This is a genomic window from Variovorax sp. AC194 (assembly GCF_979257995.1).
The window spans coordinates 2573281-2589708 of sequence record NZ_OZ409823.1 but is presented as its reverse complement, the minus strand read 5'-3'; the positions used below and the strand labels follow the sequence as shown (position 1 = coordinate 2589708).

17 protein-coding genes are annotated in these 16428 nt (G+C 68.6%); 12 read left to right on the top strand and 5 right to left on the bottom strand.

All coding sequences use genetic code 11. From position 1 onward, the window contains the following. Positions 1 to 6: 6 nt before the first annotated feature. Both ACZYRS_RS12410 and ACZYRS_RS12405 read left to right on the top strand, forming a co-directional pair. A complete protein-coding gene (locus tag ACZYRS_RS12410; protein WP_463419508.1) occupies positions 7 to 462 on the top strand; it encodes a helix-turn-helix transcriptional regulator in 456 nt (151 codons plus the stop codon). Between the two features lie 14 nt (positions 463 to 476). After that, positions 477 to 869, top strand: a complete 393-nt coding sequence (locus ACZYRS_RS12405) for a VOC family protein (RefSeq protein WP_198787336.1) — start codon at positions 477 to 479, stop codon at positions 867 to 869. A gap of 26 nt (positions 870 to 895) precedes the next feature. On the opposite strand, the gene cysE is transcribed toward ACZYRS_RS12405, so the two are convergent. Together cysE and ACZYRS_RS12395 are read right to left on the bottom strand one after the other, a co-directional pair. Beyond that, on the bottom strand, positions 896 to 1687 hold the full coding sequence (gene cysE, locus ACZYRS_RS12400) for a serine O-acetyltransferase (RefSeq protein ID WP_443083362.1): 792 nt from the start codon (positions 1685 to 1687) through the stop codon (positions 896 to 898). 57 nt (positions 1688 to 1744) lie between these two features. After that, the gene (locus ACZYRS_RS12395) at positions 1745 to 2497 is read right to left on the bottom strand and encodes an RNA methyltransferase (RefSeq protein ID WP_463419507.1); all 753 of its coding nucleotides are present in this window, start codon (positions 2495 to 2497) and stop codon (positions 1745 to 1747) included. A 131-nt stretch (positions 2498 to 2628) separates the two neighbouring features. Here ACZYRS_RS12395 and ACZYRS_RS12390 point away from each other — a divergent pair, with 131 nt between their 5' ends. From ACZYRS_RS12390 to ACZYRS_RS12365, 6 genes are all read left to right on the top strand, one after another. Continuing rightward, complete coding sequence (locus tag ACZYRS_RS12390) at positions 2629 to 3678, top strand: inositol monophosphatase family protein (protein ID WP_463419506.1); 1050 nt, start codon at positions 2629 to 2631, stop codon at positions 3676 to 3678. After that, positions 3678 to 5915 (top strand): FUSC family protein, encoded by a 2238-nt coding sequence (locus ACZYRS_RS12385; protein ID WP_463419505.1) that lies wholly within the window; start codon positions 3678 to 3680, stop codon positions 5913 to 5915. The genes ACZYRS_RS12390 and ACZYRS_RS12385 overlap by 1 nt, the downstream gene beginning before the upstream one ends. After that, positions 5915 to 6997 carry a mechanosensitive ion channel family protein gene (locus tag ACZYRS_RS12380; protein ID WP_463419504.1) on the top strand — a complete coding sequence of 361 codons (1083 nt, stop codon included), beginning with the start codon at positions 5915 to 5917 and terminating at the stop codon, positions 6995 to 6997. The genes ACZYRS_RS12385 and ACZYRS_RS12380 overlap by 1 nt, the downstream gene beginning before the upstream one ends. A gap of 61 nt (positions 6998 to 7058) precedes the next feature. Further along, the gene (locus ACZYRS_RS12375) at positions 7059 to 7526 is read left to right on the top strand and encodes a helix-turn-helix transcriptional regulator (protein WP_463419503.1); all 468 of its coding nucleotides are present in this window, start codon (positions 7059 to 7061) and stop codon (positions 7524 to 7526) included. A gap of 12 nt (positions 7527 to 7538) precedes the next feature. Further along, positions 7539 to 7949 carry a VOC family protein gene (locus tag ACZYRS_RS12370; RefSeq protein ID WP_463419502.1) on the top strand — a complete coding sequence of 137 codons (411 nt, stop codon included), beginning with the start codon at positions 7539 to 7541 and terminating at the stop codon, positions 7947 to 7949. A gap of 30 nt (positions 7950 to 7979) precedes the next feature. After that, complete coding sequence (locus ACZYRS_RS12365) at positions 7980 to 10364, top strand: ATP-binding cassette domain-containing protein (RefSeq protein WP_463419501.1); 2385 nt, start codon at positions 7980 to 7982, stop codon at positions 10362 to 10364. A 6-nt stretch (positions 10365 to 10370) separates the two neighbouring features. Here the strand turns inward: ACZYRS_RS12365 and ACZYRS_RS12360 are convergent, their stop codons facing one another. After that, on the bottom strand, positions 10371 to 11033 hold the full coding sequence (locus ACZYRS_RS12360) for a suppressor of fused domain protein (RefSeq protein ID WP_463419500.1): 663 nt from the start codon (positions 11031 to 11033) through the stop codon (positions 10371 to 10373). Between the two features lie 167 nt (positions 11034 to 11200). On the opposite strand from ACZYRS_RS12360, the gene ACZYRS_RS12355 reads away from it, so the two are divergent. Beyond that, positions 11201 to 11455 carry a DUF1488 family protein gene (locus tag ACZYRS_RS12355; RefSeq protein ID WP_042577022.1) on the top strand — a complete coding sequence of 85 codons (255 nt, stop codon included), beginning with the start codon at positions 11201 to 11203 and terminating at the stop codon, positions 11453 to 11455. Positions 11456 to 11634: 179 nt separating this feature from the next. Here ACZYRS_RS12355 and ACZYRS_RS12350 read toward each other — a convergent pair whose 3' ends face one another. Continuing rightward, on the bottom strand, positions 11635 to 12249 hold the full coding sequence (locus ACZYRS_RS12350) for a Dps family protein (protein ID WP_463419499.1): 615 nt from the start codon (positions 12247 to 12249) through the stop codon (positions 11635 to 11637). A 118-nt stretch (positions 12250 to 12367) separates the two neighbouring features. Beyond that, positions 12368 to 12880: a MarR family winged helix-turn-helix transcriptional regulator gene (locus ACZYRS_RS12345; protein WP_198787326.1), complete on the bottom strand. Its 513-nt coding sequence runs from the start codon at positions 12878 to 12880 to the stop codon at positions 12368 to 12370. Between the two features lie 100 nt (positions 12881 to 12980). Between ACZYRS_RS12345 and ACZYRS_RS12340 the strand changes: the two genes are divergently transcribed. The 3 genes from ACZYRS_RS12340 to ACZYRS_RS12330 are packed head-to-tail and all read left to right on the top strand — an operon-like array spanning position 12981 to position 16409. After that, a complete protein-coding gene (locus tag ACZYRS_RS12340) occupies positions 12981 to 13991 on the top strand; it encodes a Bug family tripartite tricarboxylate transporter substrate binding protein (protein ID WP_463422481.1) in 1011 nt (336 codons plus the stop codon). A gap of 48 nt (positions 13992 to 14039) precedes the next feature. Then, positions 14040 to 15062, top strand: a complete 1023-nt coding sequence (locus tag ACZYRS_RS12335) for a Bug family tripartite tricarboxylate transporter substrate binding protein (RefSeq protein WP_463419498.1) — start codon at positions 14040 to 14042, stop codon at positions 15060 to 15062. An 18-nt stretch (positions 15063 to 15080) separates the two neighbouring features. Continuing rightward, the gene (locus tag ACZYRS_RS12330; RefSeq protein WP_463419497.1) at positions 15081 to 16409 is read left to right on the top strand and encodes a sulfatase family protein; all 1329 of its coding nucleotides are present in this window, start codon (positions 15081 to 15083) and stop codon (positions 16407 to 16409) included. Positions 16410 to 16428 lie beyond the last annotated feature (19 nt).

Genomic DNA, 16428 nt, shown 5'->3' with positions numbered 1-16428 from the left:
CTCGCCATGATCTCGCCCGACCTGCTGCGCCGCATGTGCGATGCGCGCGACCGGCTCCAGTTCGAACTGGAGCCGCCGGCCCGGGTGGCGGACCTGGCGCGCGAGGCGGGCCTGTCGACCTCGCACTTCATCACCCAGTTCAGCGCGCTCTTCGGCGAGACGCCCTTGCAATGCCGCACGCGCGCGCGGCTGGAGCGCGCGCGGGCGATGCTGTTGGCCAGCGACGAGCCGGCCACGCAGATCGGCCTGGCCCTGGGGTTTACCGACCTGGGGAGTTTCTCGCGCCTCTTCACCCGGCACTTCGGCGTGCCGCCGCGGGCCTACCGGCGCAGCGCCCAGCCGTCCGCGGCGCCCGCGGGGTGCATCTCGCTCATGAACCTGGCCCATGCGGGCGACCGCAATTTCGGCGAAGTCGCGAGCGGGCATGTCGGGCAGGATGGCGGCGTTCCACCACCTCACTGAACCCCTTCTTCATCATGCGCATCAACCTCACCAGCATCTTCGTGGACGACCAGGACAAGGCCCTGGCCTTCTACACGCAGGTCCTCGGCTTCGTGAAGAGCCTGGAGATCCCGGCCGGGGAGTACCGGTGGCTCACGGTCAAGTCGCCCGAAGGCGGCGAGACGGAGCTGTCGCTGGAGCCCAACGCCAACCCCGCGGCCCGCGCGTACCAGCAGGCCTTGATGAGCCAGGGCATCCCGGCCACGGCGTTCCAGAGCGACGACCTGGAGGCCGACGCGAAGCGCCTGCGCGGGCATGGCGTGCGCTTCACGATGGACCCGATCGACCAGGGGCCGATCAAGCTGGCGATCTTCGCGGACACCTGCGGCAATCTGATCCAGCTCTACCAGCCGCTGACGAAGCCCTGATCGGCGGTGATCGGTGTTTGGGGGGCCTACTTCCCGATGAGCTGCGTGAGCTTCTCCGCCTCGAAGCATTCGTCGCGCGCCGCATCGCCGGGCACGCAGTCCCCGTTGCCCGGACGCGCCGACAGCTTCTCGATCGCCTGCCACAGCAGCGCGATCTGGTGCTCCTGGCTCGATGCGTTGTCGATCAGTCCGCGCATGGCCTGGCTCAGGGGATCGTCTTCCTGCGTGATGCCGTAGGCCGAGAATTTCTGCGGCGCCGACACGTCGGCGCTCTCGCCGGCCTTCGAGGGGATGATGCGCGCGGGAATGCCCACCGCGGTCGCCCCGGCCGGCACCGGCTTGATGACCACCGCGTTGCTGCCGATCTTGGCGCCATCGCCCACCAGGAAGCCGCCCAGCACCTTGGCGCCCGCACTCACCACCACGTCGCGGCCCAGCGTCGGATGGCGCTTCTCGCCCTTGTAGAGCGAGGTGCCGCCCAGCGTCACGCCCTGGTAGATGGTGCAGCCGTCGCCGATCTCGGCGGTCTCGCCGACCACCACGCCCATCGCATGGTCGAAGAACACGCGCTCGCCGATCTTGGCGGCCGGATGGATCTCGATGCCGGTCATCCACCGCGCCCAGTGCGCGATGAAGCGGGCGGGCCACTTGAAACCGTGCGTCCAACAGGCATGCGCCCAGCGATGCAGCACCACGGCGTGAAAGCCCGGGTAGACCGTCATCACTTCCCAGGCGCTGCGGGCCGCCGGGTCGCGTTCGAGGATGCACCGGATGTCGGCGCGCAGTCGAGAGAACATCGCTGCCTTTGTTGTCGTTATATCGATAGTGGGCGGGCAGTCTAAGGCCCGGTGTCTTCGCGTACTTTCGATGGGGTTTTAAGCGCCCGAGCCGCCCTCGGCGCCGCCTTTGGGGCCCTTGGCCGCATCGGTCATGGCCTTGGCGATGCCGCGCAGGATGTGGATTTCCTCGGGCGTGGGCTGCGCCCGGTTGAAAAGCTGCTGCAGCCGCGGCATCAGCTTCTTGGGCGCGGCCGGGTCGAGAAAGCCGATGTCCACCAGCGAGCGCTCCCAGTGGTCCAGCATGCCCGCCACGGCCTGCGCATCGGCCGCCTGCACCGGCGCCGTGGCATCGCGCACCTCGTAGCCGCCCAGCGCGAGGCGCCATTCGTAGGCCACCACCTGGATCGCCGCGCCCAGGTTCAGCGAGCCGAACTTCGGGTCCGTGGGAATGCTCAGCGCCACGTTGCAGCGGTAGACGTCCTCGTTGCGCATGCCGAAACGCTCCGAGCCGAACAGGAAGGCCACGTGCTGGTCATCCTGCTTTGCCAGCGGCTCCAGGTGCTCGCGCGGCGTGCGCGTGGGCGGGCCGAAGTCGCGCGGAATCATCGCCGTGGCGCACAGATGGGTCACGCCGTCGAGCGCCTCGTCCAGCGTTTCGACGATGCGGGCGTTGGTCAGCACGTCGAGCGCGCCGCTCGCGCGCTGGATGGTTTCTTCCCGCCGCAGCACGTTGGCCCAGCGCGGCGCCACCAGCACGAGGTCGTCGAAACCCATGGTCTTCATGGCGCGGGCGGCGGCGCCCACATTGCCGGCGTGGCTGGTCTGGATCAGGATGAAACGGGTGCGCATGGGAGGGTTTGGAGACACTAACGGGGCGGAGCCGGTAAAATGCCCGATTCTCGCCGCCCGCATCGCCGGACCGCGGGGTCGCCAGGATCACCTCTTGGGGGCCACTCCCACCGTTCTTCTCACAATCCAGAATGTCGTCCCCCAACCTGCATCCCATGCTCAATGTGGCCGTCAAGGCCGCACGCGCCGCCGGCGCCATCATCAACCGCGCCGCGCTCGACGTCGAATCGGTCCGCGTCTCGCAAAAGCATGTGAACGATTTCGTCACCGAAGTCGATCACGCCAGCGAGAAGGTCATCATCGAAACGCTGCTTGGCGCATATCCGGGGCACGGCATCCTGGCCGAAGAATCGGGCACCGAATACGGTGCAAAGGATTCCGACTACGTCTGGATCATCGATCCGCTGGACGGCACCACCAATTTCATCCACGGTTTCCCGGTCTACTGCGTGTCCATCGCGCTGTCGGTGCGCGGCAAGATCGAGCAGGCGGTCATCTACGACCCGAGCCGCAACGACCTGTTCACCGCCACCAAGGGCCGCGGCGCCTACATGAACGACCGGCGCATCCGCGTCTCCAAGCGCACCAAGTTGAGCGAGTGCCTGGTGTCCACCGGCTTCCCGTTCCGCAGCGGCGACAACTTCAAGCAGTACCTGGCCATCATGGCGGACATGATGCCCCGCATGGCGGGCCTGCGCCGCCCCGGCGCTGCCGCGCTCGACCTCGCCTACGTGGCGGCCGGCTTCACCGACGCCTTCTTCGAGACCGGCCTGAACCCCTGGGACGTGGCCGCGGGTTCGTTGCTGGTCACCGAGGCCGGCGGCCTCATCGGCAACTTCACGGGCGAGCCCGATTTCCTCGAGCAGCGCGAGTGCCTCGCAGGCGCCCCGCGCATCTACGGCCAGATCGTGCCGCTGCTGGCCAAGTACTCCAAGTTCGCCAACGTGGACGACAAGCTGCGCGCCAGCGACCGCGTGCGCGCCGTGTCGGCCTCGACCAAGTCGAACGCCGACGACGCCTCGGTGGACCTGTACGCGCGCAGCACCGTGGTCGATTTCGCGGATGAATCCGCCGAGGGTGAAGCACCCGCCGTGGCCCCCAAGCCCGTGCAGCGCAAGCTCACGCGCATCCGCCGCGACGCTCCCACCAGCCCCTCCGAGGGCGACGCCTCCGCCAAGTGATGACGGGGCCCAGCGCAGCCGTCCGGGGCCGAGCCGCGTTGCGCATTGCGCTCAGCCACTACGTGGCGAGCGGGCTCACCGTCGCGCTCGGCCTCCTGTTCATCTCGGGCGGCGTTCACCTCTGGCTCGGCACCATCGCCGCGTCGGCCGCGGCCACGGGCGTGATCGTCACCGCCCCGCCCGACCTGCCCGGCCCGCGCCGCGGCAAGTTCTTCCAGATGCTGCCGGCGCCGCTCATCGGTCTGCCGCTGTTCTTTGCGGTGCAGATGCTGCACACCGCGCCGATCCGCCTGGGGCTCCTGCTGGTGCCCGCCACCTTCATGGCCTTCCTGGCCATGGCCTGGGGCAAGCGCGGCATTCCCATCGCCATCGCGGTGATGTTCTCGATGATCTTCTCGATGGCCACGCCCGCGCCGGTCGACATGGCCGAGGCCGTGCAGCGCACCTGGCACTTCGGCCTCGGCGCGGGGCTCTACGTGATCTGGGCGACGCTGGCCAACCTCGTGCTCAACGGGCGCTTTCGCACCCAGTCGGTGGCCGACGTGCTCTATTCGCTGGCCGCGCTCATGCGCACCGAGGCCAGCCAGTTCACCCCGCAGGACGAAACCCGCGACATCCGCGACACCCCCGCCCCGGTGCTCGGCCAGTTGCTGCGCGAACAGGCGGCGCTGGCCGACCAGCTGCAGGCCACGCGCGACATCGTGCTCGAATCGCCCCGCACGCCGCGTCGCCAACGCCTGGCCGCCATGCTGGTGATCGTGCTGGAGATGCGCGACCAGCTGCTCGCGAGCGAGCTCGACCTCGACGCGCTGCTGGCGCACCCCGCCCATTCCGATGCGCTCATCGAAATGCGCCGCGTGCTCGAAGAGCTTTCCGACGACACCATCGCCCTGGCCGACGCGCTCATGCTGCGCCGCCACCCCGATGCGGTGACCGACCGCCGCCCGCGCCTGGCGGCCATCCACGTCTCGGCGGATGACGAACATCACCACGGCCACCCCGGCCCGACCGCCGCGATGCTCGCGCGCGGCCTCGCAAGCCGCATCGGCCACATCAACGACGAGGTGCTGCGCCTGTCGGCCATGGCCCGCGGCGATGCCGAGCCCAACCTGGCCGTGGTGCGCGCCAACTGGCAGCTTTTCGTGAGCCCGACCGACTGGTCGTGGCGCCCCTTCTTCACGCTGTGGCGCTGGGACCAGCCGCCGCTGCGCCACGCCATTCGCGCGTCGCTCGCCATCGCGGCCGGCTACGGCATCGCAGTGTCGATGCCGTGGGGCTCGCACGACTACTGGATATTGCTGACCATCGTGGTGGTGCTGCGCGGCAGCCTCTCGCAGACGCTGGAGCGGCGCAACGCCCGCGTGGCCGGCACGCTGCTGGGCTGCGTGCTCGCGGTGGGGCTGCTCTCGGCGCATCCGTCGGCGCTGTGGCTGCTGGTCATCGTGACGGTGGCGCAGGCCATTGCCCACAGCTTCGCGGTGCGGCGCTACCTCATCACGGCGGTGGCCGCCACGGTGCTCGGCCTCGTGCAAGCGCACATGCTCAACACCGGCACCGCGCCCATCTTCGCGCTCTTCGAGCGCATCGCCGACACGCTCATCGGCGCCGCGCTCGCCTGGGGCTTCTGCTACGTGCTGCCCTCGTGGGAGCGCACGCAGCTGCCCGCGCTGGTGGCGCGCGTGCTCACCGCGCAGGCGCGGCATGCGCGCCTTGCGCTGGGCCTGGGCCAACTGCAGGCCATCGACAGCAGCCCCGAGCTCGAATGGCGGCTCGCGCGCCGCGAGGCCTTCGACAGCCTCTCGGCCCTCGTGCAGGCCACACAGCGCGCGCTCTCCGAGCCGCGCGCGGTGCAGCCGCCGCTGGAGCCGCTCGAACACCTGCAGGCCCACAGCTACCAGATGCTCGCGCAGCTGAGCGCCGTCAAATCGATGCTCGTGCTGCGGCGCGACCGCCTCACGCCCGGCGAGGTCGAAGGCCCGCTCGCGCGCACCGCGCAACGAATCGAGGCCGCGATCGGAACCACCCCGACCACCGGCCCCTCTCAACCCGAGAGCCCGGGCTCCACCACGGTGGGCGGCCCGATTCCCCTGCCCGACCCGTTCGACAACGACATCAGCCCCTGGCTGCTGCGCCGGCTCGACCTGGCGACGGCCCTTGCCACGCAGCTGCGCGACGACGCGGCGCGCATTCTTCAACCTCTGAACGAGACAACAGAACCAGCGACCACCACCGCCTGATGATCCGAGACATTCTTGCCCACCCCTGGTTCGGCACCTGGCTTGCCGTCCTCGTCGCCGTCCCGCTCGCGCTTCTTGTTCACCGCATCGGCGGCCTCGTGCTCCGGCGCATCACGCGGCCCGCGCCCGCGGTGCATGCCATGGTCGTCAACTGCCAGTCGCCCGGGCGGCTGGTGCTGCCGCTGGCCGCGCTGCTGCTGGTGTTCCAGGCCGCGCCCGACGACCTGCGCTTCATCGCCAGCGTGCGGCACCTGAACGGCCTCCTGCTCATCGCCGCGACCACCTGGTTCATCGTGCGCGCCATCAGCGGTTTTGCCGACGGCGTGCTCGCGCAGCACCCCTCCGACGTGGCCGACAACCTGCAGGCGCGCCGCGTGCTCACGCAAACCCGCGTGCTCGCGCGCACCGCCATGTCGGTGGTCATCGTGGCCGGCGGCGCGATGATGCTCATGACCTTTCCGGGCGCGCGCCAGGTCGGCGCGAGCCTGCTGGCCTCGGCCGGCGTGATCGGCATCGTGGCCGGCCTTGCGGCCAAGCCGGTTTTCAGCAACCTCATCGCGGGCCTTCAGATCGCGCTCGCGCAGCCGATCCGCATCGACGACGTGCTGGTGGTCGAGGGCGAATGGGGCCGCGTGGAAGAGATCACCGGCACCTTCGTGGTCATGCGCATCTGGGACGACCGGCGCCTCATCCTGCCGCTCACCTATTTCATCGAGAAGCCGTTCCAGAACTGGACGCGCCACTCCGCGCAACTGCTCGGCTCGGTGTTCATCTCCGTGGACTACGGCATGCCGCTCGCGCCGCTGCGCGCGGAGGCCGAGCGCATCGTGAAGGCCGCGCCCGAATGGGACGGCCGCTTCTTCAACCTGCGCGTGACCGACGCCACCGAGCGCACCATGCAGGTCCGCGTGCTGTGCACCGCGGCCACCTCGGGCCTGGCCTTCGACCTGCGCTGCAGCGTGCGCGAAGGCCTCATCGACTTCATGCAGCGCGAGTACCCGCAGTTCCTGCCGAAGATGCGCGTGGAGGCCGATCCGGCGATGGCCGCGCCGGCGCACGTCCAGGGGCCCGCCGCGGCCTGACGACAACAACCTCGCGGGGGGCGGCTTGAGCGCGCCGGTGCGACGTGGCACGATCCCGTCGATGACCACCAAGCCCACCGCCGCGCAGCACCTGCGCGACCTTGCGCGCCTGCGCCGCGTGCGCGACCGGATCGACCGGGACTACGCGCAGCCGCTGGACGTCGAGACGCTCGCGCGCGACGCGGGCATGTCGGCCGGCCACCTGAGCCGCCAGTTCCGCATCGCTTATGGTGAGCCGCCCTACGCGTACCTCATGACGCGGCGCATCGAGCGCGCGATGGCGCTGCTGCGCCGCGGCGACCTGAGCGTGACGGAGGTGTGCTTTTCGGTCGGCTGCGGGTCGCTCGGCACCTTCACCACCCGCTTCACCGAGCTGGTGGGCGTGCCGCCCGGCGTGTACCGGCGCCAGGACGCGAACACGACCGAGGGCATGCCGTCGTGCGTCGCCCGCCAGGTGACGCGACCGATCAGGAATCGAGAAGCGCCGACCGCGCCTGCCGAAATAGCATCGGCGCCCGAACCCACTTAGAAGCACATTGCCATGGACATCACCATCCACTCCACCTTTCTTCCGCACACCGACGCCGAGGTGTCGCTGGCCTTCTACCGCGACACCCTCGGTTTCGAGATCCGCAAGGACGTCGGCTACGGCGGCATGCGCTGGATCACCGTCGGCCCCGTGGGGCAGCCCGGCGTTTCCATCGTGCTGTACCCGCCGGCGGCCACCCCCGGCATCACCGACGACGAGCGCCGCACCATCGCCGAGATGATGGCCAAGGGCACCTACGCCACGATGCTGCTGGCCACCAGGGACCTCGACGGCGCCTTCGCCAAGCTGCAGGCCGGCAAGGCCGAGATCGTCGAGGAGCCGACCGACCAGCCCTACGGCGTGCGCGACTGCGCGGTGCGCGACCCGGCGGGCAACATGATCCGCATCCAGCAATTGCGCTGAGCCGCACGACAGGAAAACGCCGGAGACCTGATGAGCAAAGCCCCGAAGAAGGACACCAAGAACACGCCCCACGCCGCCGACCATCACGACATGATCCGCGTGCAGGGCGCGCGCGTGAACAACCTGAAGGACATCAGCGTCGAACTCCCCAAGCGCCGGCTCACCGTGTTCACCGGCGTCTCCGGCTCGGGCAAGAGCTCCCTCGTTTTCGGCACCATCGCCGCGGAATCGCAGCGGCTCATCAACGAGACCTACAGCGCCTTCGTGCAGGGCTTCATGCCCACGCTCGCGCGGCCCGAGGTCGATGTGCTCGATGGCCTCACGACCGCGATCATCGTGGACCAGGAGCGCATGGGCGGCGACCCGCGTTCCACCGTCGGCACCGCGACCGATGCCAACGCGATGCTGCGCATTCTCTTCAGCCGCCTGGGCAAGCCGCACATCGGCTCGCCGAGCGCGTTCGCCTTCAACGTGCCCTCGGTGAAGGCGACCGGCGCCATCACCGTGGAGCGCGGCGCGAGCAAGACGGTCAAGCAAACCTTCAACCGCACCGGCGGCATGTGCCCGCGCTGCGAAGGCCGGGGCGCGGTCACCGACTTCGACCTGACTGCGTTCTACGACGACAGCAAGTCGCTCAACGAAGGCGCGCTCACCATTCCGGGCTTCAGCATGGAGGGCTGGTACGGCCGCATCTTCAACGGCTGCGGCTTCTTCGACCCCGACAAGCCGATCCGCAAGTTCACGAAGAAAGAGCTCGACGCCCTGCTGCACAAGGAGCCCACCAAGATCAAGGTCGACGGCATCAACCTCACCTACCAGGGCCTGATCCCGCAGGTGCAGAAGTCTTTTCTCGCGAAGGACGTCGATGCGATGCAGCCGCACATCCGCGCCTTCGTGGAACGCGCGGTCACCTTCAGCACCTGCCCCGAGTGCGACGGCACGCGGCTGAGCGAAGGCGCGCGCTCTTCGAAGATCAGGAAGATCAACATCGCCGACGCCTGCGCGATGCAGATCAGCGACCTGGCCGAATGGGTGCGCGGCCTCGACGAGCCCTCGGTCGCGCCGCTGCTCGAGAAGCTCGCGCACACGCTCGATTCGTTCGTGGAAATCGGCCTCGGGTACCTGAGCCTGGATCGCCCCTCGGGCACGCTCTCGGGCGGCGAGGCGCAGCGCACGAAGATGATCCGCCACCTGGGCTCCTCGCTCACCGACGTGACCTACGTCTTCGACGAGCCCACCATCGGCCTGCACCCGCACGACATCCAGCGCATGAATGGCCTGCTGCTGCGGCTGCGCGACAAGGGCAACACCGTGCTCGTGGTGGAGCACAAGCCCGAGGCCATCGCCATCGCGGACCACGTGGTGGACCTGGGCCCCGGCGCGGGCGCGGCCGGCGGCCGCATCTGCTTCGAGGGCACGGTCGATGCGCTGCGCGCCAGCACCACCCTCACCGGCCGCCACCTGGACGACCGCGCCACGCTCAGGAAGAAGGTGCGCACGCCCACCGGCACGCTGCCGATCCGCGGCGCGAAGGCGCACAACCTGCGCAACGTGAACGTCGACGTGCCGCTGGGCGTGCTCGTCGTCGTGACCGGCGTCGCGGGCTCGGGCAAGAGCTCGCTGGTGCATGGATCGATTCCCGCGGGCGCGGGCGTGGTTTCGGTCGACCAGGGCTCGATCCGCGGCTCGCGGCGCAGCAATCCCGCGACCTACACGGGCCTGCTCGACCCGATCCGCAACGCCTTCGCCAAGGCCAACGGCGTGAAGCCCGCGCTCTTCAGCGCCAACTCCGAAGGCGCCTGCCCCGCGTGCAACGGCGCGGGCGTCATCTACACCGACCTCGCGATGATGGCCGGCGTGGCCACGGTCTGCGAGGAGTGCGAGGGCAAGCGCTTCCACGCCTCGGTGCTCGAACACAAGCTCGGCCAACGCGACATCAGCGAAGTGCTCGCGATGTCCGTCACCGAGGCCACCGAATTCTTCGGCAAGGGCGATGCGCGCACCCCCGCCGCGCACGCGATCCTCGAACGGCTCGCCGACGTCGGCCTCGGGTACCTGAGCCTCGGCCAGCCGCTCACCACGCTCTCGGGCGGCGAGCGCCAGCGCCTGAAGCTGGCCACGCACATGGCCGAGAAAGGCGGCATCTACGTGCTCGACGAGCCGACCGCCGGCCTGCACCTGGCCGATGTCGCGCAACTGCTCGGCCTGCTCGACCGGCTGGTCGATGCGGGCAAGTCGGTCATCGTGGTGGAGCACCACCAGGCGGTGATGGCGCATGCGGACTGGATCATCGACCTCGGGCCCGGCGCGGGGCATGACGGCGGGAAGGTCGTGTTCGAAGGCACGCCGGCCGCGCTGGTCAAGGCGCGCGCCACGCTCACAGGCAAGCACCTCGCGGCGTACGTCGGCGGCTGATTCAGTTCAAGCGACGGCCTTGCGCCCCGGGTCCGTTACCGGAAAACCGCCATGCACTTCGAGCAACCGCACCAGCGCCTCGGAGCTGTGCGCCTTGGCCCAGTCCTTCTCGGAATCGGTGATGCCGACCACATGCAGAAAGTCGAACTTGCCCGAAGCCAGCTGCGCAGTGGCGGGATAGTGCTTCGGCTCGGCCAGCACCACGTTGCGCAGGCCCACGGCGCCCTTCTCACGGACCACCTCGCCCATCGGAACCCGGTCGCCGTAGTCGAGCAGCGGCTTGTCTTCGCCGAAACGCCCGTGCGCGAGCAGCACGTTGAAGGCCAGCAGCCGGCGCAGCAGCTTGATCGCCCACTGGTCCTTCGGCTGCTCCGCGACCTCGATGACGAGTTCGGAGCCGAGCCATGAATAGGCTTCGGGGTCGTACTCGGCCGGCTCCGTTGCCCAGGGCGTCGATCCGCCCGAGGTGACATAGAGCCAGGAGTTGCGCGCGGGCGTGGGCTCGAACTCGAACACGCCCAGGTGCAGCCAGGCCGGGTCGATGTCCTCTGCGCCGAGCGACGAGAAGACATCGAAGTCCAGCACGTAGATGCCGCTGCGCTTGTCGCCGAACAGCTGCGGGTAGAGCGTCTCCTCGCGGTACGCCCAGACTTCTTCCATGGAACTCATCGGCCTCTCCTTCTCGTGCGCCGGTGCCTCGGGGTCTTGGCGCCGGCGAGAGCATAAGCGTGAGACCCGACAGACGCCACCCGCCTAAAGGACTAGAGTGGCCCGACGCGGGAGTCCTCCTGCGCATCCGTCCAAAGGAATCTCCTTGACACACACGAAGCCACGCCATGGCTGACGCCCCCTTCTTTCACGACGCTTCGGGCACGGTCAGGTTTTCGGTGACGGTGGAGGGCCAGGACGTGAACGCCAGCATCGGACGCGAAGTGCTGCGCTACCACTACCGCACCGCCGAGAACGCCGACCCGCTCGACACCTACGGCATGCACATCGAGGAGTTCGATGCGGCCGTGCGGCGCCGGCTGGCAGCGGGCTCCACGGCGCCCATCATGCTGCGCGAGAACGATCTGCGCGCACCGGCCTGATACCAGGCTGCAAAGGCTGCAAAGGCTGCAAAGGCTGCAAAGGCTGCCAAGGCGCGTTCGAAAAGAGGGACCCGTTCACGCTGAGCCTGTCGAAGCGCCGCGCGAGGCTTCGACAAGCTCAGCCCGAACGGCTCTTGTGGATCGATCGCCAATGCGCTGAAAAGGCGCAGGCCGTTGCCTCAGGCCGTCACAGGCGACGCGGCGACCAGGTGCTCGGTCAGGAACCACACCTGCAGCTCGTTGGTGCGCAGCACGTTGCTCACGAACACGTCGTTGCTGCCCGCATCGCCCGATTTGTCGACCTTCTCGGCCGCCTCGCGCGCACCCACGATGATGTGCTCGTGCGCCTCGGCGAGCCGGCGCAATTGCACCGCGGCGGGCTCGCGGCCGCGCGGCGGACGGGCGATCTTCGTGGTCTCGGCGATGTCGGCCGCCATCGCGAGCGCGATGCCGCCCAGGAGCTGGATGCGCTCGGCCAGGATGTCCACCAGCAGCACCTGTCCTTCGTAGTGCTGGTCGTACATCAGGTGCAGCTGGTTGAAGGTCGGGCCGACCACCTGCCAGTGGTGCTTCTTGTACATGTCGCGCAGCGTGATCGTGTCGGCCAGGCACTGGTTCAGCAGCGCCACGCTCTCCTTGCAGACCTTCTCCGACAACCCGTTGGGGAGCTTCACGATCTCGCCGAAGCGCTGCGTCTCGTGGCTCTTCTGGTCGAGATCGGGTTTGACTTCTTCCTGCTTCGAGCGGGCGGACGTCGTGCGCGCGGTCGGCTTGGTGTTCTTCGAGGCTGCCATTGGGGGATGCTCCTGAGTTGGTGATGATGGAATCGATCGACAACTTCTAGCACCCGTCAATCGGGCTGTGCGTAGGCGGGGCGGCAGTGTTCGTGCGGGGCGCTTGTCCCCACGGGGTCTATGCCTTGGCGCCGCGGCGACCCCGGTCCGCCTTGGGCAGCACCGCCTCTTCGACCATGCGCTCCGCCCTCGCCTGCAAGAGATTCAACGAAGCATCGAAGCGCGCCGCATCGTCCTCATCCAGCGCACCCATCAGGTCGGCATTGATCTTCGTCACCAGCGGAAAGAGCTCGTCGTACAGCGCCCGCCCCGCCTCGGTGAGTCCCAGTTGCACCTGCCGCCGGTCCCCGGCCTTGGCCACCCGCGAGATCAGGTGCTTTGCGACCAGCGAGCCCACCGCCTTCGAGGTGCGCGCCCGGTCCAGCTGCGCGTGCTCGGCCAGTTGAGAAGACCCCAGCTCACCTCGGCTCGCCAGCACCGCGATCAGCCGCCACTCGCGCCGCGTGATGCCGAAGCGCCCTTCGCACAGGCGAATCACCATGCTCCCCGCCACGGCCAGCAGCCGCGACAGGCGGTACAGCAGCAGGTCGTCCAGCGGGCGGCGGGACGCGGCGGAGGCTGGGGCGGGCATGTGGGGGTTAGTCCGGGGGATGGTTGATTAGATCAATCGAATGTAGCGTCTCTAAAGTCGTTCGCCACCGAACGAAAGAACCGGAGACCCGCCCATGCCCATGTCCCGCAGCCGCCTCGCCTTCGACCGCCGCCATGCACTGGCCGCCCTGGGCGGACTGGCCCTCGCGCCGCTCGCCGGTCGCGTGCACGCCCAGCAGGCCCAACAGGCCTTCGTGCCGGGCCAGCCGATCAAGGTGCTGATCGGCGTGCCGGCCGGCGGCACGCAGGACGTGCTCACGCGCGCCATCGCGCAGCAGGTGCGCGAGTCGCTCGGCCCGCTCATCATCGACAACCGCTCGGGCGCGGCGGGCCGCATCGCGGTGGACGCAGTGAAGACCGCGCCGCCCGATGGCCACACGCTGCTGCTCGGCACGGCCAGCATGATGACGATGTTCCCGAGCGCGTACCGCAACCTCTCGTACGACCCGGTGAAGGACTTCATCCCGCTGCTGAACGCGGCCCGCTTCGAGCTCGCGCTCGCCGTGCACAAGGACGTGCCCGCCAGCACGCTCCCCGAATTCATCGCCTGGGCCAAGGCACAAGGCGACAAGCTGAGCTTCGGCTCCTACGGCGCGGGCACGCCCTCGCACTTTCTGGGCGAAATGCTCAACCGCGCGGCGGGCCTGAAGATGGTGCACGTGCCCTACCGCGGCTCCACGCCCGCGCGGCAGGACCTCATGGGCGGCACCGTGCCCGTGTACTTCGACACCATCGGCGGCGCGCAGCAGATGCTGCCCTCGGGCCGCGTGAAGGTGCTGGCCACCAGCGGCGAGAAGCGCTCGCCGCTCATGCCCAACCTGCCGTGCTTCTTGGAGGCCGGCTACAAGGACGTGGTGGCCACCGCATGGTTCGCGTACTACGCGCCGCTCAAGACGCCGCCGGCCACCGTCGACAAGCTGCGCGCCGAACTCACCCGCGCCGTCAATTCGCGCGAGGTACGCCAGCTGCTGCTGCAGAACGGCATGTACCCCATCGCCGACGGCAGCGAGGCGCTGTTGAAGACCATGCGCGAAGACACGACACGCTGGGCCGGCATCATGAAGGCCGTGAATTTCCAGGCCAACGATTGAGATTGAACGACAGACGACCGAATGACTGAACGAGGAGGAACCAACACCATGCCGAACCCGAACCAACCCACTGCACGACGCATCACCCGCCGCATCACCCGCCGCGCCGCCGGCCTCATGGCCGCGGCCGGCCTCATGGCGTCCATCGCCGCCGTGCCCACCACCGCCAGCGCGCAGCTGAAGCTCGACAGCCCCCTGCACATCGTCGTGGGCTACGCCCCCGGCGGCGCCACCGACCGCGTGGCGCGCATCGTGGGCGAGAAGCTGGGCGCCAAGCTGGGCGTGCCCGTCATCGTGGACAACAAGCCCGGCGCGGGCGGGCGCCTGGCGGCCCAGCAAGTCAAGCTCACGCCCGCCAACCAGAACGTGCTGATGCTCGCCAACCCCGCCGTGATGGTGGTCGCGCCCCTGGTCTTCAAGGACAACAACTACGACGCCGAGCGCGACTTCGTGCCCGTGTCGCACGTGAACGCCTACGACTTCGCGCTGGCCGTCTCGCCCACCCTGCCCGTGCGCGAACTGCCGCACCTGCTCGCATGGATGCGCGCCAACCCGCAGCAGGCCAACGTGGGCGTGCCCGCGACCGGGAGCCTCCCGCACTTCTTCGGCCTCATGGTCGGCGAGAAGGCCAAGGTCCAGACCCAGGTGATCGGCTACCGCGGCTCGGCGCCGCTGCTGAATGATTTGATCGGCGGCCAGGTGCCCATCGCCGTCGATACCGAAGACGTGGTGATCCCCCAGCACAACGCGGGCAAGCTGCGCATCCTGGCGCTCTCGGGCGAAAAGCGCTCGCCCTTCGCGCCGAACATTCCCACCTTCAAGGAAGCGGGCCTGGACCTTGCGGCCACCGGCTGGAACACCTTCTTCGCGCCCGCCACCATGCCCAAGAACAAGGTCGAGCAACTGGCCGCGACCATCCGCGACGTGATGCAGGACCCCGACACGCAGCGCAAGTTCAAGGACTCGGGCATGACCCCCGTGGTGAGTTCGCAGGCGCAGACGATCGCGATGCTCAAGGCGTACAAGACGCAGTGGGCGCCCGTCGTGCAGAAATCGGGTTACCAGCCCTGACCTTTTAAAAAAAGAGACATGACCCGACCCAACATCATCTTCATCGTCGCCGACGACCTCGGCTATGCGGACCTGGGCTGCTACGGCGGCCGCGATGCCGCGTTCGGCCCCGTGTCGCCCGTGCTCGACGGCTTGGCCGCGAATGGTTTGAAGCTCACGCAGGGCTACGCGAACTCGCCCGTGTGTTCGCCCACGCGGTTCGCGATGATCACCGCGCGCTACCAGTACCGCCTGCGCGGCGCGGCCGAGGAGCCCATCCGCAGCAGCAGCCGCGGCAGCACCACGCTGGGCCTGCCCACCGACCACCCCACGCTGCCCTCGCTGCTCAAGGCCAGCGGCTACCAGACCGCGCTCATCGGCAAGTGGCACCTGGGCTATCCGCCGCACTTCGGGCCGCTGCGCTCGGGGTACGACGAGTTCTTCGGGCCCATGTCGGGCGGCGTGGATTACTTCACCCACTGCGACTCCACCGGCAAGCACGACCTGTGGTTCGGCGAAGAAGACAAGGCGGAAGAGGGTTACCTCACCGACATTCTTTCGAAGCGCGCGGTGGACTACGTAGAGCGCATGGCCGCAAAGCAAAAGCAGGAAGAAGCGCCCTTCTTCCTCAGCCTGCACTACACCGCCCCGCACTGGCCGTGGGAAACGCGCGACGACGCCGAGAAGGCGCCCGCCGTGAAGGACAACCTCTTCGACCTGGCCGGCGGCAACATCCACGTGTACCGCCGCATGATCCATCACATGGACGAGGGCATCGGCTGGATCATGGCCGCGCTCGAGAAGCACGGCATGGCCGACAACACCCTCGTGGTGTTCACCAGCGACAACGGCGGCGAGCGCTTCTCGGACAACTGGCCGCTCGTGGGCGGCAAGATGGACCTGACCGAAGGCGGCATCCGCGTGCCATGGATCGCGCACTGGCCCGCAGTGATCGCCAAGGCCAGCGAGAGCACGCAGCTGTGCATGACGATGGACTGGTCCGCAACGATGCTCGACGCGGCCGGCGTGAAGGCCGATGCGGCCTACCCGCTCGATGGCGTATCGCTCATGCCCGTGCTGAAAGATGCGACGCAGAGCTTTGCCCGCCCGCTGCACTGGCGCATGAACCACCGCGGCCAGCAGGCGATGCGCGACGGCGACTGGAAGTACCTGAAGGTCGATGGCAACGAGTACCTGTTCAACATTCCGGCGGACGAGCGCGAGCGCGCGAACCTCGCGAAGAAAGAGCCCGAGCGGCTGGCCGCGATGCGCGCGAACTGGGATGCGTGGAACGCGACGATGCCGGCGATTCCAGAGGATGCGACGGTGAGCCTGGGCTACTCGGTCAAGGACATGCCGCAGCGCTGACAGCGCCGCCGCGGCACGG

Coding starts and splice junctions, on each gene's coding strand:
- ACZYRS_RS12390 (WP_463419506.1), top strand. CDS start 2,629: ATGTCGTCCCCCAACCTGCATCCCATGCTCAATGTGGCCGTCAAGGCC.
- ACZYRS_RS12360 (WP_463419500.1), bottom strand. CDS start 11,033: ATGAGTTCCATGGAAGAAGTCTGGGCGTACCGCGAGGAGACGCTCTAC.
- ACZYRS_RS12395 (WP_463419507.1), bottom strand. CDS start 2,497: ATGCGCACCCGTTTCATCCTGATCCAGACCAGCCACGCCGGCAATGTG.
- ACZYRS_RS12405 (WP_198787336.1), top strand. CDS start 477: ATGCGCATCAACCTCACCAGCATCTTCGTGGACGACCAGGACAAGGCC.
- ACZYRS_RS12335 (WP_463419498.1), top strand. CDS start 14,040: ATGCCGAACCCGAACCAACCCACTGCACGACGCATCACCCGCCGCATC.
- ACZYRS_RS12410 (WP_463419508.1), top strand. CDS start 7: ATGATCTCGCCCGACCTGCTGCGCCGCATGTGCGATGCGCGCGACCGG.
- ACZYRS_RS12330 (WP_463419497.1), top strand. CDS start 15,081: ATGACCCGACCCAACATCATCTTCATCGTCGCCGACGACCTCGGCTAT.
- ACZYRS_RS12385 (WP_463419505.1), top strand. CDS start 3,678: ATGACGGGGCCCAGCGCAGCCGTCCGGGGCCGAGCCGCGTTGCGCATT.
- ACZYRS_RS12370 (WP_463419502.1), top strand. CDS start 7,539: ATGGACATCACCATCCACTCCACCTTTCTTCCGCACACCGACGCCGAG.
- ACZYRS_RS12355 (WP_042577022.1), top strand. CDS start 11,201: ATGGCTGACGCCCCCTTCTTTCACGACGCTTCGGGCACGGTCAGGTTT.
- ACZYRS_RS12380 (WP_463419504.1), top strand. CDS start 5,915: ATGATCCGAGACATTCTTGCCCACCCCTGGTTCGGCACCTGGCTTGCC.
- ACZYRS_RS12345 (WP_198787326.1), bottom strand. CDS start 12,880: ATGCCCGCCCCAGCCTCCGCCGCGTCCCGCCGCCCGCTGGACGACCTG.
- ACZYRS_RS12340 (WP_463422481.1), top strand. CDS start 12,981: ATGTCCCGCAGCCGCCTCGCCTTCGACCGCCGCCATGCACTGGCCGCC.
- ACZYRS_RS12375 (WP_463419503.1), top strand. CDS start 7,059: ATGACCACCAAGCCCACCGCCGCGCAGCACCTGCGCGACCTTGCGCGC.
- ACZYRS_RS12350 (WP_463419499.1), bottom strand. CDS start 12,249: ATGGCAGCCTCGAAGAACACCAAGCCGACCGCGCGCACGACGTCCGCC.
- ACZYRS_RS12365 (WP_463419501.1), top strand. CDS start 7,980: ATGAGCAAAGCCCCGAAGAAGGACACCAAGAACACGCCCCACGCCGCC.